Raw genomic sequence first — 16,074 nt, 5'->3', positions numbered from 1 at the left:
TTCAGGATTTCACGGCCCACCCATCGTCAGTGATCGATTACTCGACCGTTCACTGACAAGTCATCAGGATTCTATCTACGCGCGTTTCACTCTGACGCGTCGAAACGCACGAACCTGAAGAGACGATGCAATGGCTCTGTTGAGCGAGCACCTGCGGCGGCGCGGCCGCCCGCGCGAGGGGTGGGCCGGGTGGCTGTACACCGCACCCGCCCTGCTGATCTTCTCGGTCTTCACCATCGGACCGACCGTCTACACCCTCTACATCAGCACCTTCCACTGGAACACCCTCAACCCGTCGATGTCGAGCTTCATCGGCACCGACAACTACCGCCAGCTGTTCCAGTCCACCTCACCGGACTTCATGACCAGCGCGGTCAACTCGCTCTACTACTGCGCTGCGATGGTGATCGGCGGCACGGCGCTCTCGCTCGGCCTCGCCCTGCTGCTCCAGCGCGGCGGCCGGGTGCTGAACGCCGGCCGGGTCGCGGTCTTCGCCCCGCACGCCACCCCGATCGTGGCCACCTCGCTCGCCTGGGTCTGGCTGTTCAACCCGCAGTTCGGCCTGATCGACATGGTGCTCAAGCAGCTCGACCTGCCGACCCCGCAGTTCCTGTTCTCCAGCACCTGGGCGATGCCCTCGGTGATCGTCTACAGCCTCTGGCACGAGATCGGCATCACGGTGGTGCTCTTCCTCGGCGGACTGGCCGTCACCTCCGGCGAGTTGAGCGAAGCCGCCCGGATGGACGGCGCCGGTGCCTGGAAGGAGTTCTGGTACGTCACCTGGCCGCAGCTGCGCCCGGTCACGCTCTTCTCGATCGTGATCACCAGCATCAGCTCGCTGCAGGCCTTCACCCAGTTCTACGAGATGAGCCGCGGCGGCCCCGCCTACGCCACCACCACCCTCAGCTACCTGCTCTACCAGGAGGCGTTCGTGCTCTTCGACACCGGCTACGGCGCCGCACTCGCCGTGGTGCTGTTCGTGGTCACCGCCGCCTTCACCCTGCTCCAGCGCCGGATCGGCGACAAGATCGCCGCCGACCTGTGAGACCCGCCGGACCCTCGCACCACCCCGACCCCACCGTTCGCCTCGCCGGCGACGTTCGCCAGAAGGAACCCGCAATGCCCTCGAAGTCCCCGGTGCGCCGCACCGCCGCCACCGTCCTGGCCGCCGCCTGCGCACTCGGCGCGCTCAGCGCCTGCTCCTCCTCCGGCTCCGGCGGTTCCGGCGGCAGCGCGGGTGGCACCACCACCATCTCGTTCATGCAGATCATGAACAGCGGCTCCCAGAAGAGCACCCTGGTGGCGCTCACCGACGCCTTCGAGAAGGCCAACCCGAACATCAAGGTCGACCTGCAGTATCAGCCCGACTACGGCACCCTGCACGCCAAGGAGACGGCCGGCGTGGCGGCGCACAACCCGCCCACCATCGGCCAGGTCTACGAGAGCTGGGCCGCCGAGTACGCCAAGAGCCAGGTGATCCTGCCGGCCAGCCAGTTCGCCGGCAGCGACAGCCCGGCCGGGCTGTCCGACTTCTACCAGGGCGTGCAGAAGGACCTGCGGCTGCCCGACGGCAAGCTGTGGATGTGGCCGTTCAACAAGAGCGTCCAGGTGATCTTCTACAACCAGGACATGCTCAAGGCCAAGGGCCAGAACGTGCCCGCCACCTGGGACGACTTCTCGGCCGCCGCCAAGGCGGTCTCCGGCGGCGGCGTCACCGCGATCTCCGTGGACCCGGGCACCACCGCCAACGTCAACGGCGGCACCATCCTGTTCGAGGCGCTCTGCGCGGCCAACGGCACCCCCGACTTCGCCGCCAACGGCACGCCGCAGCTGAACAGCCCGGCCGCGATCAAGGCCCTGGGCTACCTGGCCGACCTGAAGAAGGCCGGCGCGCTCGCGGTCGGCACCAACTTCCCCGGCGAGACCGCGCTCGGCGCCCAGAAGGGCGTCTTCGACATGTCCAGCGCGGCCGGCTACTACTTCGAGAACCAGGCGGTGGGCGGCAAGTTCACCCTCGGCACCGAGGTGCTGCCGACCGGCGCCGACGGCACCAAGTCCAACGTGCTCTCCGGCACCAACATCGCGGTGTTCGCCTCCGCCAGCAAGGCGCAGCAGGCGGCCGCCTGGAAGTACATGCAGTTCCTCGCCTCCGCCGACAGCCAGGCCCAGTGGTCCAGCACCACCGGGTACCTGCCGGTCACCCCGAAGGCCCTGGACCAGATGGGCGACTTCCTGGCGAAGAACCCCTACATGAAGACCGCCGCCGGTGCGCTGGACTACGCCGTCGCCCAGCCGGCCTTCCCGTGGGTCGCCAAGGCGCAGGGCGAGGAGGTCGTCGCGCTGCAGAAGGTGCTGGAGCAGGGCGCCGACCCGGCGAGCGCGCTGAACGCCGCCCAGCAGGCCGCCCTGGCCGACCAGAAGGCGGGCCAGTAGTGACCCTCGCTCAACCGCCCGTGCCGCGCGGCCGCTCGCAGCGGTCGCGCGGCGCGGTGCGCCGCGTCGTGGCCGTGCTGGTCGGCCTGCTCTTCCTGTTCCCCTTCTACTACATCGTCGCCACCTCGCTGAACTCGGCCTCGCAGTCGAGCAGTCTGTCCGACGTGCTGCTGCCGCACTGGCACTGGGAGAACTACGGCCGGGCCTGGGCCGCCGCGCCCTGGCCCCGGCTCTTCCTCAACACGGTGCTGATCGGCGCCTGCACGGTGGTGCTGGCGATGGCCACCTCGCTGCTGGCCGGGTTCGCCTTCGGGGTGATGAGGTTCCGCGGGCGCGGCTTCCTGTTCACCCTGGTGATGGCGGTGATGATGGTGCCGGGCACGGTGCTGATCATCCCCGACTACCTGATCGCCACCGACATCCACTGGCTGGACACCTACTGGATCCAGATCGTGCCGTGGGGCGCCAGCGTCTTCGGCATCTTCCTGGTCCGGCAGTTCTTCCTCGGCCTGCCCGCCGAACTCTTCGACGCCGCCGAGCTGGACGGCGCCACCCGGTTCCGGATGCTCTGGTCGATCGGCCTGCCGCTGGTGCGGCCGGCGCTGCTGATCATCGCCCTGCAGGTCTTCCTGGCCAGTTGGAACTCGTTCCTGTGGCCGTTCATCATGACCCAGGACCCGAACGTGCAGCCGGTCGAGGTGGGCCTGGCGGCGTTCGCCGGTGCCGAGGGCACCGACTACCCGGGCCTGGCCGCCGCCGTGGTCTTCACCACGGTGCCGGTGCTCGCCTTCTTCCTCGTGCTGCAGCGCCACTTCGTGACCGGCGCGATGTCCACCGCCGGAGGCGTCCGTGGCTGACCACATCCCCGTTCCCGTGCTGATCACCGACTTCGACGGCACGCTCTACCGCGGCGACGCGCCGATCCGGCACTACGCCGAGCAGGCCGCCGCCACCCTGGAAGCCGCCGCCCGGGCCGAACTGCTGAACGGTGTCGAGGAGTTCCTCGCCGTCGGCGCGGCCGCCGGCCCGGCGCTGGCGCAGGCGATCGACGGCTGGGAGGCCGTGGCCGTGCTCGCCCGCGCCGCGGGCCTGGACGGCGACCGGTTGCAGCGGGCCTTCCTGACCACCCGTGAGCTGATGCTCGATCCGGTCCGCTGCCCGCTCGAAGTGCCGACCGGCTACGCCGAGTTGATCACCGAGCTGCGCTCCGCCGGGGTGCGGGTGGTGCTCGCCACCAACAGCCCGGCCGACGGCCTGGAGGCACTGCTGCACCGGCTCGAACTGCCGCCGCTGCTCGACGCGGTGGTCTCCGGCACCGGAAAGCCCGAGGGGCTGCGCCGGCTGCTGCGGGCCGAACTGCCGCAGGCGCCCGAGCGGTTGTGCGTGGTCGGCGACCACTGGCGCAACGACATCGAACCGGGCGTCGAGATCGGCGCGCACAGCGCCTACATCGACCGGTTCGGCCGCGCCGACGGGCCCGCCTCGGCCGTCGCCCCCGCTGTCGAGGGGCTGCTCGACTCCATCCGGACCTGGGCCACGGCCTGGGCTCCGCTCGAAAGGAACTGAACCACCCCCATGGCCACCATCGAATTCTGGGGCGGCATCGGCGTCATCGGCGGCAGCAAGATCCTGGTACAGCAGGACGAGTACCGGGTGCTGCTGGACATCGGCATCGACATCCCGTCCGGCGGCGACCTGTTCCGCCTGCCGGTCCGGCCCCGCCCCGGCCGCGAACTCGCCGACCGGCTGCGCCTGAACGCCGCCCCGGCCCTGCCCGGGCTCTTCGACCCGGCGGCGCTGGACGCCGGCTCCCCGCTGGCCGAGCCGGTCGGGCAGACCGCCGTCTTCGTCAGCCACCCGCACATCGACCACGTCGGCCTGGCCGGCTTCGTCCGCCCCGACGTGCCGGTGCACGCGCACACCGACGCGGTCGACGTGCTCACCGCGCTGGCCGCGACCGGCCAGGGCCTGACCCACGGTGAGCCCGACTGGCGGCGGCTGACCTCCGGTCAGAAGGTCACCGTGGGCCCGCTGGAGGTCGAGTGCCTGCCGGTGGACCACGACGTGCCCGGCGCCAGCGGCTACCTGGTGCACACCCCCGACGGCACCCTGGCCTTCCCCGGCGACTACCGCTTCCACGGCCACCACCCGGAGCGCTCCTGGGAGTTCATCGACCGGGCGGCCGACAGCGCGGTGCTGGTCACCGAGGGCACCACGCTCGGCTGGGACAGCTCCGGCCGCCAGCGCGACGAGACCGACGTGGCCCGTGACTTCGCCGACGCGCTGGAGCGCACCCCCGGCCTGGTGCTGCTCTCGCTCTACCCGCGCGACGTGGACCGGGTGCGGGCCTTCCTGGAGATCGCCGACGCCGCTGGGCGCCGGATCGTCTTCACCGAGCGGATCGCGGCCTTCCTGCGCCTGGTCGGCGTGCCCGAGGCGCTCTCCCCGGCCGAGGTGCCGACCAGCGAACTGCACGCCGAGCCGGGCCGCTACGTGCTGATGCCCGACCCGGACGACCTGCCCTCGCTGCTCGACCTGCCGGTCGGCGACGACTACCCGATGAGCTGCCTGGTGCACGCGAACGGCGAGCCGCTCGGCCCGTTCGAGCCGCGCTGGGCGCCGTTCACCGACTGGCTCACCGCCCTGGGCATCCCGCTGCGCCAGATCGGCTGCTCCGGGCACGCCTCGCAGGACGACCTGCACCACATGCTGGAGCGGATGCGCCCGGGCAGCGTCTTCCCGATCCACACCACCGCACCGACCCGCCTGCACCCGCCGCGCGGCGTGCGCCGGGTGCAGGCGGCCTACGGCGCCCGGTACACCTTCGACGGAGAGGCGGTCTGACCCGGCGGGCCGCCGCCGCGGTCCGCCCCGTCGACCGCTCGACCGGTCAGAACCCGCTCCAGAAGCCGCAGTCGTGCTCGGTGCCCAGGTCGACCGTACCCGGCTCGCCGGGGGCGAAGAGCCGGGTGTCGGCGGGGTCCCGCAGGCGCGGCCAGGGCCGGCCGGTGGTGGCGAAGGCGGACCAGGCGGCGATCATCTCCCGGGAGAGGCCTTGCTGCTCCGGGGTGAGGGTGATCGGCCAGCCGGTCAGGTCGAACAGGTAGGGCAGCTCGGCGGCATGGTAGGCGCCGTACGGGAATCCCGGAACGGAGCCGGGCTGGAGCGGCGCGCTGCGGTCGGCGAACTCGTAGGCGTAGAGCCGGGTGTGACGTGCCATCAGCTGCTCGCCCGTCAGGGTGGGGCAGGACCAGATCCGGTCGGTGGCCACCGTCGCCCAGGCGACCGCGGGAGACGGGTAGGCGCTGACGGGGTACTGGGCCGCGACGGCCGCGGCCCGGTCGCCGAAGGCGGCGGTGAGCAGCTGCCGGTACCGGTCCGCGGTGATCGTCCAGCCGGCGTTCAACGCGGCTGCCCAGCCGCGGTGTTCGTCGCGGTTGCCGCCCTCCAGCACCGGCACCCGGTGGAACCGGCCGGCCCGCAGGGCGGCAGCCGGCTCCTCGGGCAGCAGCGCAGTGCCGTAGGCGGGCTTGGCGAATCCACCGTGGGCCGGGCCGGCCAGGTCCGCGCGCAGCAGGTCGGCGGCCGGCTTCTGCCGCAGGCAGTCGAGTCCGGCGCAGCCGACCGTGCCGGCGAAGGCGCTGCCGGCGGCCTCGACGGCGGTCCGGGTGGTCCAGGGCGAGCCGGCGGACATGCCGGGGAAGAACAGGTCGTCCGGGTAGTTGATCAGGCAGGAGCCGCTCTGGATCAGTGCCTTGTCGAAGAGTCCGGCGGCCGACGGCGAGGTCAGTTGGGAGCAGACGCTCATCCCGCCCGCGGACTGCCCGGCCAGCGTCACGTTGCCGGGATCGCCGCCGAAGGCGGCCGCGTTGCGCCGCACCCAGCGCAGTGCGGCCTGCTGGTCGGCGAGCCCGAAGTCGCCGGAGCCCGCCAGACCCGGGTAGCCGAAGCCGCCGAGGACGCCGAGCCGGTAGTTCACCGTCACCACGACGACGTCGCCGGCCACGGCCATCCGGTGCGGGTCGTAGTCGCTGCCCGCGCCGGTGCTGAAACCGCCGCCGTGCAGCCAGACGACCACCGGCCGGTGTGCGGCCCGGGCCGGGGTGGTGACGTTGAGGTAGAGGCAGTCCTCGCTGCCGAGCAGCCCCGTCCCGGTGGACTGCAGGCAGGGGCTGCCGGGGGTGGAGACCGGCCGGACGCCGGACCAGGCGGTCACCGGCTGCGGGTCGCGCCACCGCAGGTCGCCGACCGGCGGGGCGGCGTACGGGATGCCCTGGAAGCTGCGGTACCCGTCCTGCGAACTGCCGCGCACCCGCCCGGAGTCGGTGGCGACCACGGTGCCGTCGTACGGCCGGCCCCCGGGGCCCGCCCGGTCGGCGGCCTGCGCAGGTGCCACTGGTAAGCCAAGTACCGCCAGAACGGCGGCCACTACGGAGATCGGAAGTCGTACACGCGCCATCGCGTATCCCCCTTGTCAGGTTCGACCTGCCAACGAGCTCTGACGCTACATGTGTATCACTTCAGTGGGCAATGGGGTTCCGGGTGGCGCAAGCCCGACCGCGGCGCGGCGAGCCGCTCAGGCGCCGGAGCGCGGTGCGGGCCGGAGGAACAGCTCGACCAGGCGGTGGTGCAGGATCGCCAGTGCGGCCTCCCCGTCCCGCTGGCCCCCCAGCACGCTGGCACCGAGGCCGTTGGCCGTGGCCAGCAGCTCGCCGGCGGTCAGCTCCGGGTCGAGCGCGGGGCTCACCTCGCCGGCCTCCTGGGCCGTGCGGACCTGCTTGGCCAGGAAGGATTCGAGCATGTCGGGGTAGGTGGTGCCGTGCTGCTCGGCCAGCTTGGGCTCGCTCAGCACCAGCGTGTGGTACGCCGCGTAGGTGCGGGTGATCCGCCGGCTCTCGTGGTCCGTGGGCAGCAGGCTGGAGAGGATCGCGGTGACGGTGGTGCGCGGGGTCGCCGGGCTTCCGGCCGCCGCGATCCACCGCTGCATCCGTACCTGCAGCTGCGCGCTCAGCCGGGCCAGCGCGTCCATCAGCAGCTCATCTTTGGTGTGGAAGTAGTACTGCACCTGACGCAGCGACACCCCGGCCTCCGCGGCGACCGTCCGCATGCTGGCCGCCTGCAGCCCCTGGGTGTCCGCGATCCGCAGCAGGGCCTCGGCGATCCGGGTCCGCCGCTGCTCGTGGTCAACGCGCGTGGACACTTCTCGCTACCTCCATGAACCGATACAACCGTATCCTCAGGAACCGCCTCAGTCGGCGAGTCGCTCGACCATCCGGGCCAGCTCGGCGGCGTACCGCTCGGTGAACTCCGGCGAGTCCGGGTCGGTGCCGGTGATCGCACGGGCGATGTGCGGGAAGGCCAGGCGGGCGGCCGCGGCGCCGAACAGGGCGAGCAGCACGTACGCCGGATCGAGGTCGGCGGCGAGCTCGCCGGCGGCCTGACGGCGCCGCAGGTCCGCCAGGTGCTGCTGCATCCGGGTCGCCAGGCCGGGCTCGTCGACGCCCTCGCCGGTCAGACCCGACCAGACGAGCAGCCGGCCCAGCTCGGGGCACTCCGCATTGGAGCGCAGGTAGTCGACCACCACCCGGCCCAACGGCAGCTCCGGGTCGGCGATCCGGGCGTCGGCCTCCCACCACTGGCGCTGGACGGCCTGGTAGAGGCCCTCCTTGCCGCCGAAGTAGTAGGAGATCAGCTGGCTGTTCACGCCGGCGCGGCCGGCGATGTCGCTGATCCGGGTGGCGGCGTACCCGCGGGCCGCGAACTCCGCGGTGCCGGCTTCCAGGATGAGCCGCTTGGTCCGCTCCGGGTCGCGCTGCCGCTGGCCGGGCTCCGGGGCGCGCCGCCGCTGCTGCTGGGTCACGGCCCGAGGGTATCAGCCGGCACCAGAGCACAATCAATCAGTCAGTTGACAGTTTCACTTTCCGGGATCGGGGAGAAGCGAGGGGCTCCTGAGCGGCCGTCGGATCGCCGGAGCGCGAAGGAGTCCGCTGTGCCGCCCCGCACCTGACAGCCCGCCAGTCCGTCAGTCCGTCAGTCCGTCAGTCCGTCAGTCCGCCCAGTGCAGCCGGTCCACCAGCTTCACCAGCCCCGGCAGCTCCGCCACCCGGGCGGCCAGCCCGGCCGCCTGCGCCCGGGTGGCGGTGCGGCCGGCCAGGGTCAGGCGCCCGCGTTCGCAGCGCACCCGCAGCGAGTTCGGCGCCACCCCGCTGTCGGCGGCGAGGGCGAGCCGCACGGCGGCGTCGCTGAGCGCGTCGTCGTCCTGCTTGAGCGCCTCCAGCAGCTGGACCAGCGAGAGCAGCCCGACCAGCCGCCCGGTCGCGTCCACCACCGGGAGGTGGTGCAGGCCGTCGGCGCGCAGGAAGCCGGCGGCGTCGTCGATGGTCTGGTCCTGGCGGACGGTGACCGCCGGCTCGGTCATCAGCTCCTCGGCGGTGATCGTGCCGTCCTCGCTGCGTCCCTCCTCGTCCCGGGAGAACGCGCGGAGCAGGTCGGAGGCCGCGACCACGCCGACCACCTCGCCGCCGACCTGCACCACGGGCAGGATGCCCCGCTGGGTGGCGGTGAGCGCCGCGATCATGGTGCCGAAGTCGGTGTCGGTGGTGACGGCGACGGCGGAGGGGCTCATCCAGTTGCGCACCTGCCGGGCGGCGGGGTCCGGACGGTCGGTGCCGGTGTGCGGGGTCATGGCGGGCGGCCTCCTGTGCGTCGGGCAGCGAGCGGGTGGCGGGCCGGCGGCGGTCCGGCCCGTATTTCCACGGTCCCGCCGGGCCGGGCCGCCGTCCAGGGCCGTTGGGCCCCTGATGGCTGCCACCACCACGGGATGCGGTCCGATTGTGGTGGCCGGGCCCATGGGGCCGGTCCCGCCCGGCTCCTAGCGTGGCCGCATGACTCCCACTGTTCCCCCGGCCGACCACTTCCTGGCCGGCCGCCGCGCCCTGGTGACCGGCGCCGCGAGCGGGATCGGCCGGGCCTGCGCGCAGGCGTTCGCCCGGGCCGGCGCGCACGTCTACGTGGTGGACCTGGCGGGCGAGGCGGCCCGGCAGGTGGCGGCGGAGATCGGCGGCACGGCCCTGGTGGTCGACCTGTCGGTGGGTGCGGCGGTGGACGAGCTGCCGGACGACGCCGACATCGTGGTCAACAACGCCGGCCTGCAGCACGTCGCGCCGATCCACGAGTTCCCGCCGGAGCGGTTCGCGCTGATCCAGCGGGTGATGGTGGAGGCCCCGTTCCGGATCGTCCGCCGCAACCTGCCCGGCATGTACCGGCGCGGCTGGGGACGGATCGTCAACATCTCCTCGGTGCACGGCCTGCGCGCCAGCCCGTTCAAGTCCGCCTACGTCACGGCCAAGCACGCCCTGGAGGGGTTCAGCAAGGTCACCGCGCTCGAAGGCGCGCCGCACGGGGTGACCAGCAACTGCGTCAACCCCGGCTACGTGCGCACCCCGCTGGTGGAGAACCAGATCGCCGCGCAGGCAGCGGCCCACGGCATCCCCGCCGAGGCCGTGGTCGAGCGGATACTGCTGGAGCGCACCGCGATCAAGCGGCTGATCGAGCCCGAGGAGGTGGCCGCGGCCGCCCTCTGGCTCTGCGGCCCCGGCGCGGACTACGTCACCGGCGCCTCGCTGCCGCTGGACGGCGGCTGGACCGCGCACTGAGGCACCGGGCTCAGTGCAGGAGGTCGGCGTGCCGTTCCAGGAACGCCGCGACCTCGGCCGGGTCCTCCAGCGGCAGCGGGTAGAGCAGCAGGCGGTCCACACCGAGCTCCGCGTAGTGCTGCGCACCGGCCGCGTCCACCTCGACCGGGTCGATCTGCAGGAAGGTGATCTCCAGCCGGCCGAGCCGGTCCGGCCGGGGCACCTCGGCCGCGGCCTTGCGCAGCCCGTCGAGGTGCGGCAGCAGGTCGGCCGGCGAGCTGCCGGTGCCGATCCAGCCCTGCCCCTTGGCGACCGCCCTGCGGTACGCGGCCGGGCTGTGCCCGCCGATCACGATCCGTGGCCCGTCCGGCCGCACCGGGCGCGGGTGCGCGTCCACCTGCGCGAAGTCCGCGTACCGGCCGTGGAACTCCGGCTCCGGTGCCGTCCACAACTGCCGCATCGCGTCCAGGTACTCGTCGGTGCGAGCGCCGCGTGCGGCCGGCCGCACGCCGACGGCGGTCAGCTCCGGCTCAAGGTAGCCGGGCGCGACACCGAGCAGCAGCCGGCCCCCGGACAGCACGTCCAGGCTGGCCGCCTGCTTGGCCAGCACCACCGGATTGCGCTGCGGCAGGATCAGGATTCCCGTGCCCAACTCCATCCGCTCGGTCAGCGCGGCCACGTAGGCCAGGTGCACCAGCGGGTCGAGGATCGGGTCGGTGGGCGCCATCGGCGACTCGGGCACCCGGGGGCTGGGCAGCACCACGTGGTCGCCCACCCACCACGACCGGTAGCCCAACTCCTCGGCCCGTCGCGCCAACCGCGCCGTCTCGGCCGGCCCCAGCGTCGCCTTGGCACTCAGCCCGTACACACCCAGTTCCACGCTTCCCCGCCTCCGTCGCTCCCCGCCGACCCACCCGGCGGCAACTCCAACCGACCGCCCCTGGCGGCCATTCCCCGCCCCCGCCCACTGCCCGGTGGTCCTCGCCCCCACCCCGGCCCACCGAGCTGTGTGGGTCGCCACCATGGGCCGCCGACCTGGGAGTTCCTAGGTTGTGGCGACACCGTTCACCGTCCGGAAGTGGTGACGCATGACATCGTCCTCCACGACCTCCACGCTCCCCCGCGTGGTGGCCGCCAGCCTGATCGGCACCACCATCGAGTGGTACGACTACTTCCTCTACGGCTCCTGCGCCGCACTCGTCTTCGGCCACGTCTTCTTCCCCAAGTCCGACCCGTTGACCGGCACGCTGCTCGCCTTCCTGACCTACGCGATCGGGTTCGCCGCCCGCCCGATCGGCGCGCTGGTCTTCGGCCACTACGGCGACCGGCTCGGCCGCAAGCGGCTGCTGGTGGTCAGCCTGCTGATGATGGGCGGCGCGACCGCGCTGATCGGCTGCGTGCCGGGCTACGACAGCATCGGGGTGAGCGCGCCCGTCCTGCTGACCGTGCTGCGGCTGGTCCAGGGGTTCGCGCTCGGCGGGGAGTGGGGCGGCGCGGTGCTGCTGGTGTCCGAGCACGGGGATGCCAGGCGCCGGGGGTTCTGGGCCTCCTGGCCGCAGGGCGGGGCGCCGGCCGGCAACCTGCTGGCGGTGGGCGTGCTCGATCTGATGACCCGTCTGCAGAGCGACAAGGAGTTCCTGGCCTGGGGGTGGCGGGTGCCGTTCCTGCTCTCGGCGGTGCTGGTGGCGGTCGGGCTGTGGATCCGGCTGTCGGTGGACGAGTCCCCGCTCTTCCAGGAGGCGCTGGCCAGGGCGGAGCGCCGCAGGGCGCGGGAGCGGGCCGAACAGCCGCCGCTGGTCTCGGTGCTGCGCCACCACTGGAAGGACATCCTGGTCGCCATGGGCGCCCGGATGGCGGAGAACATCTCGTACTACGTGATCACCACCTTCGTGCTCGCCTACTGCGTGGACCACCTGAAGCTGCCGAAGGACACCGCGCTCAACGCCGTGCTGATCGCCTCCGCGATCCAGTTCGCGCTGATACCGGTGTTCGGGGCGCTCTCCGACCGGGTCGGCCGCAAGCCGGTCTACCTGGCCGGCGCGGTCGCCACCGGTGCCTGGGCCTGGGCGTTCTTCGGGCTGCTCGACACCAGATCGTTCCCGGCGGTGCTGCTCGCCGTCACCGTCGGGCTGGTCTTCCACAGCGCGATGTACGCGCCGCAGGCCGCCTTCTTCGCCGAGCTGTTCGCGACCCGGATGCGCTACTCCGGCGCCTCGATCGGCGCCCAGTTCGCCTCGGTCGCGGCGGGCGCGCCGGCCCCGCTGATCGCCACCGCGCTGCTCGCGCACTACGGGGACGCGGCGCCGATCTCGCTCTACGTCTCGCTGGCCGCCGTGGTCACGGTGCTCGCGCTGCTCGCGGCCCGGGAGACCCGGGGGCGGGACCTCGCCGAAGCCGAAGCCGAAGCCGAGGCCGACGCCGGCGCCGGCGCCGAGGCCACCGCCTGACGCCCGCCGCCCCCTTCCGCCCCGTCCGATCACCCACCACGATGGACCCCACCATGCCGCCACCGATCACGTCCACCGCCGCGCACCTGCGCCGCCTGCTGGAGCTGCTGACCGAGGACGCCCCGGTCGAGGAGCTCGGCGCCGTCACCGCCGAAGCCCGGCGCACGCTCCCCCCGGAGGAGCTGGCGGAGCTCGACCGGGCCGCCGCAGCGGCCCTGCGGATCCGCCGGATGCTGCGTCAGCACCAGCGCCGGGAGCGGGAGTTGAGCGCGCTGTTCGACACCGCGAGCGACCTGGCCGCGCTGCGCGAGCTGGACGACGTGCTCCGGGCCATCGTGCACCGGGCGCGGCTGCTGCTCGGCACCGACACGGCCTACCTCACCCTCCCGGACGAGGAGGCCGGCGACACCTACATGCGGGTGACCGCCGGCTCGATCTCGCCGCTCTTCCAGCGCCTGCGGCTGAGCCTGGGCGACGGTCTGGGCGGGCTGGTCGCGCAGACCGCCCGCCCGTACGTCACCCCCGACTACCGCACCGACCAGCGCTTCCACCACACGCGGGGGATCGACGCGGGCGTGCTGGACGAGGGGCTGGTCGCCATCCTCGGCGTGCCGCTGCTGCTCGGGTCCAGCGGCGGCGGGTCGGGTCAGGTGATCGGGGTGCTGTTCGCCGCCGACCGCAGCCCCCGCTCGTTCTCCAGCGACGAGATCGCCCTACTCTGCTCGCTGGCCGCGCACGCGGCCATCGCCATCGACACCGCCAAGGCGCTCGCCGACACCAACGCCGCGCTGGCGGAGCTGGCCGAGGCCAACACGCTGGTGCAGGCGCACGCCGCCGCGATCCAGCACGCCGAGAAGGCCCACGAGCAGCTGACCGACCTGGTGCTGCGCGGCGGCGACCTGTCCGAACTCGCGGGCCAGGTAGGCGAGTTGCTGGGCGCAGTGGTCACCGTGCACGATCCGGACGGGCGGCACCTGGCCGCACCGGAGGCGGTGCCCGAGCCGGCCGGCCTGGCCTTGGCAGTGGCTGAGTCCCGCAGCAGCGGTCGCGCCTTGCGCACCGGCGGGCGCTGGGTCTGCGCCGTCCTGGCCGGCCACGAACTGCTCGGCAGCCTGGTGCTGCACCGCGACGAGGAGCTGGACGACGCCAACCGCCGGGTCTTCGAACGGGCCTCGGTGGTGGCCGGACTGCTGCTGCTGATGCGGCGCACGGTGGCCGAGACCGAGAACCGGATCAGCGGGGAACTGCTCTCCGACCTGCTCACCGCCCCGCACCGGGACCCGGACGGCCTCGCCGAGCGGGCCAGCCGGCTCGGCGTCGACCTGGGCCGACCTTACGTGGTGCTGGTGGCCGAGCCGGTGGGCCAGTCCCTGGACCGCCTGCTCGCCGCCGCCCGGCGCCGCCTGTTCGGCCAGCCCGGCCTGACGGCCCAGCACCACGGCACCGTCGTCCTGCTGGTCCCCGCCGACGGAGCCGACGCCGGCCGGGTCGGCGCCTCGGTGGCCGCGCAGCTGGGCGGGCCCGCAGCCGCCGTGACGGTGGCCGCCGCCGGCCCCGCCGCCGGCCCGCAGCCGATCGCGACCGCCCACGCCGAGGCGGTGCGCTGCCTGCGCGCGATGAAGGTGCTCGGGCGGACCGGCGGGAGCGCGTGCGCCGCCGACCTGGGCTTCCTCGGCGTACTGCTCGCGGACGCCCAGGACGTCGACGGGTTCGTCGGCGACACCCTGCGCCCGCTGCTGGACTACGACGCCCGGCGGGGCACCGACCTGGTCCGCACCCTGCGGACCTACTTCGACTGCGGCGGCAGCCTGACCCGGGCCAGGGAGAGCCTGCACATCCACGTGAACACCGTGGTGCAGCGCCTGGAGCGGATCCAGGCGCTGCTCGGGCCGGACTGGAACAGCCCGGCCCGCGCGCTGGAGCTCCAACTCGCGCTCAAGTTGCAGCTGCTGACCGATGGTGACGCCCTATCGCCGTGACGGTGGGCCAGGTGGTGGGGCGACACATCCGGCGGGCGTGCGGGGTGGGCGCCCGGTCCATTCCGCCGGTGCCGCCCCGGGCCCATGCTTCAGGACACGACTCCTCCCCCACCCTGGGAGCCACCATGCCCAAACCCGTCAGACTGTTCGCCGCGCTCGCCCTCGCCGCCGGTCTCATCGCCGCCGGCCACTCCTCCGCGTCCGCCGCCGGCGGCACGTTCCAGCAGGTCACCGGCTTCGGCTCGAACCCCGGCAATCTCGCGATGTACTCCTACGCACCGGCCGGCCTGCCCGCCGGGGCACCGCTGGTGGTCGCCCTGCACGGCTGCGCCCAGACCGCGACCGACTACTACGACGACTCCGGCTGGCCCAAGTACGCCGACCTGTACGGCTTCGCGGTGGTCTTCCCGCAGACCGACGCCGCCAACAACAGCCTCTCCTGCTTCAACTGGTTCGACTCGACCAAGGACACCCGGGGCAACGGCGAGGCCGCCTCCGTCGTCCAGATGGTCGCGAAGGCCGAGGCGCTGTACGGCTCGGACTCCCACCGGGTCTTCGTCACCGGCCTGTCCGCCGGCGGCGGCCTGACCGCCGACCTGCTGGCCGACTACCCCGACATGTTCGCCGGCGGCGCCGTCGACTCCGGCCTGCCCGCCCAGTGCGCCACCACCGAGACGGCCGCCTCCGGCTGCCAGTACGGCAGCCAGAACCTCACCCCGGCCCAGTGGGGCGACAAGGTCCGCGCCTCCGACCCGGGCTACACCGGCCCGTGGCCCCGGGTGGCGATCTGGCAGGGCACCGCCGACACCACCGTCCAACCCGTCAACGGCACCGAGCTGCGCGACCAGTGGACCAACACCTGGGGCATCGGCCAGACCCCCTCCAGCACCGCGAGCCTGCCCGGCGGCACCACCCTCACCAGCTACGACGACGCCAGCGGCAACCCGGCCGTGCAGCTCTACTCGATCAACGGCATGGGCCACGGCCTCGCCGTCGACCCCGGCTCGGCCACCAACCAGTGCGGCACGACCGGCGCCTACTTCCTGAGCGCGATCTGCTCCAGCTACTACACCGCCCAGTTCTGGGGCCTGGCGGGCGGAACCACCGGCACCGGACTCCCGGCCCCGACCGGACTCACCGTCAGCGGCACCACCGCCACCTCGGTCTCGCTCACCTGGCAGCCCGTCAGCGGCGCCTCCTCCTACGACGTCTACCGCGACGGCACCCAAGCCAACGCCTCCCCGGTCACCGGCACCACGTACACCGACTCGGGCCTGGCCGCCGGCACCTCGCACAGCTACACGGTGGCCGCCGTCGACGCCTCGGGCAACGTCGGCACCCAGTCCGCCGCCGTCACGGCCACCACCAGTGGCGGCTATACCCCGAGCTGCTACACGACTGACAACTACGACCAGACGGTGGCCGGCCGCGCCTTCCAGAGCGGCGGCCTCACCTACGCCACCGGTTCCGGGCAAGCGATGGGCCTGTGGAACGTCTTCACCGTGCACACCCTGGAGGAGACGGCCCCCGGCTACTACGTGGTGGCCGACTCGGGCTGCCCGGCCTGACGCCCCTCCCCGG

At 73.0% G+C, this 16,074-nt stretch carries 14 protein-coding genes; 9 read left to right on the top strand and 5 right to left on the bottom strand.

Features of this window, described 5'->3' with window-relative positions; translation table 11 throughout:
- Positions 1 to 130: 130 nt before the first annotated feature.
- The 5 genes from FHX73_RS40500 (at position 131) to FHX73_RS40480 (ending at position 5,277) form a co-directional block, all read left to right on the top strand.
- Positions 131 to 1,045 carry a carbohydrate ABC transporter permease gene (locus tag FHX73_RS40500; RefSeq protein ID WP_145911076.1) on the top strand — a complete coding sequence of 305 codons (915 nt, stop codon included), beginning with the start codon at positions 131 to 133 and terminating at the stop codon, positions 1,043 to 1,045.
- Positions 1,046 to 1,119: 74 nt separating this feature from the next.
- Positions 1,120 to 2,433, top strand: coding sequence for an extracellular solute-binding protein (locus FHX73_RS40495; protein ID WP_145911075.1), 1,314 nt, complete (start codon positions 1,120 to 1,122; stop codon positions 2,431 to 2,433).
- Positions 2,433 to 3,290 (top strand): carbohydrate ABC transporter permease, encoded by an 858-nt coding sequence (locus tag FHX73_RS40490; protein WP_145911074.1) that lies wholly within the window; start codon positions 2,433 to 2,435, stop codon positions 3,288 to 3,290. The genes FHX73_RS40495 and FHX73_RS40490 overlap by 1 nt, the downstream gene beginning before the upstream one ends.
- Complete coding sequence (locus FHX73_RS40485; RefSeq protein ID WP_145911073.1) at positions 3,283 to 3,999, top strand: HAD family hydrolase; 717 nt, start codon at positions 3,283 to 3,285, stop codon at positions 3,997 to 3,999. Before FHX73_RS40490 ends, FHX73_RS40485 begins: the two co-directional genes overlap by 8 nt.
- Before the next feature lie 9 nt (positions 4,000 to 4,008).
- A complete protein-coding gene (locus FHX73_RS40480; protein ID WP_145911072.1) occupies positions 4,009 to 5,277 on the top strand; it encodes an MBL fold metallo-hydrolase in 1,269 nt (422 codons plus the stop codon).
- A 46-nt stretch (positions 5,278 to 5,323) separates the two neighbouring features.
- Here the strand turns inward: FHX73_RS40480 and FHX73_RS40475 are convergent, their stop codons facing one another.
- The 4 genes from FHX73_RS40475 to FHX73_RS40460 all read right to left on the bottom strand — a co-directional run bounded on the left by FHX73_RS40475 (position 5,324) and on the right by FHX73_RS40460 (position 9,118).
- Positions 5,324 to 6,829, bottom strand: coding sequence for a carboxylesterase/lipase family protein (locus FHX73_RS40475; protein ID WP_211786492.1), 1,506 nt, complete (start codon positions 6,827 to 6,829; stop codon positions 5,324 to 5,326).
- Between the two features lie 180 nt (positions 6,830 to 7,009).
- Positions 7,010 to 7,633 carry a TetR/AcrR family transcriptional regulator gene (locus tag FHX73_RS40470; protein ID WP_246214190.1) on the bottom strand — a complete coding sequence of 208 codons (624 nt, stop codon included), beginning with the start codon at positions 7,631 to 7,633 and terminating at the stop codon, positions 7,010 to 7,012.
- A 48-nt stretch (positions 7,634 to 7,681) separates the two neighbouring features.
- Positions 7,682 to 8,293: a TetR/AcrR family transcriptional regulator gene (locus FHX73_RS40465; RefSeq protein WP_145911070.1), complete on the bottom strand. Its 612-nt coding sequence runs from the start codon at positions 8,291 to 8,293 to the stop codon at positions 7,682 to 7,684.
- A gap of 186 nt (positions 8,294 to 8,479) precedes the next feature.
- Positions 8,480 to 9,118, bottom strand: coding sequence for a CBS domain-containing protein (locus FHX73_RS40460; protein ID WP_170305303.1), 639 nt, complete (start codon positions 9,116 to 9,118; stop codon positions 8,480 to 8,482).
- 199 nt (positions 9,119 to 9,317) lie between these two features.
- Between FHX73_RS40460 and FHX73_RS40455 the strand changes: the two genes are divergently transcribed.
- On the top strand, positions 9,318 to 10,088 hold the full coding sequence (locus FHX73_RS40455; protein WP_145911068.1) for a 3-hydroxybutyrate dehydrogenase: 771 nt from the start codon (positions 9,318 to 9,320) through the stop codon (positions 10,086 to 10,088).
- A 10-nt stretch (positions 10,089 to 10,098) separates the two neighbouring features.
- On the opposite strand, the gene FHX73_RS40450 is transcribed toward FHX73_RS40455, so the two are convergent.
- Positions 10,099 to 10,947 (bottom strand): LLM class F420-dependent oxidoreductase, encoded by an 849-nt coding sequence (locus FHX73_RS40450; RefSeq protein WP_145911067.1) that lies wholly within the window; start codon positions 10,945 to 10,947, stop codon positions 10,099 to 10,101.
- 208 nt (positions 10,948 to 11,155) lie between these two features.
- On the opposite strand from FHX73_RS40450, the gene FHX73_RS40445 reads away from it, so the two are divergent.
- The 3 genes from FHX73_RS40445 to FHX73_RS40435 all read left to right on the top strand — a co-directional run bounded on the left by FHX73_RS40445 (position 11,156) and on the right by FHX73_RS40435 (position 16,061).
- On the top strand, positions 11,156 to 12,514 hold the full coding sequence (locus FHX73_RS40445; RefSeq protein ID WP_145911066.1) for an MFS transporter: 1,359 nt from the start codon (positions 11,156 to 11,158) through the stop codon (positions 12,512 to 12,514).
- A 53-nt stretch (positions 12,515 to 12,567) separates the two neighbouring features.
- Complete coding sequence (locus tag FHX73_RS40440; RefSeq protein ID WP_145911065.1) at positions 12,568 to 14,493, top strand: helix-turn-helix domain-containing protein; 1,926 nt, start codon at positions 12,568 to 12,570, stop codon at positions 14,491 to 14,493.
- A gap of 125 nt (positions 14,494 to 14,618) precedes the next feature.
- Positions 14,619 to 16,061, top strand: a complete 1,443-nt coding sequence (locus tag FHX73_RS40435; protein WP_145911064.1) for an extracellular catalytic domain type 1 short-chain-length polyhydroxyalkanoate depolymerase — start codon at positions 14,619 to 14,621, stop codon at positions 16,059 to 16,061.
- Positions 16,062 to 16,074 lie beyond the last annotated feature (13 nt).

Origin of the sequence: Kitasatospora viridis, assembly GCF_007829815.1 — a bacterium.
Lineage (GTDB): Bacteria > Actinomycetota > Actinomycetes > Streptomycetales > Streptomycetaceae > Kitasatospora > Kitasatospora viridis.
This window is presented reverse-complemented; position numbering and strand designations above follow the sequence as displayed.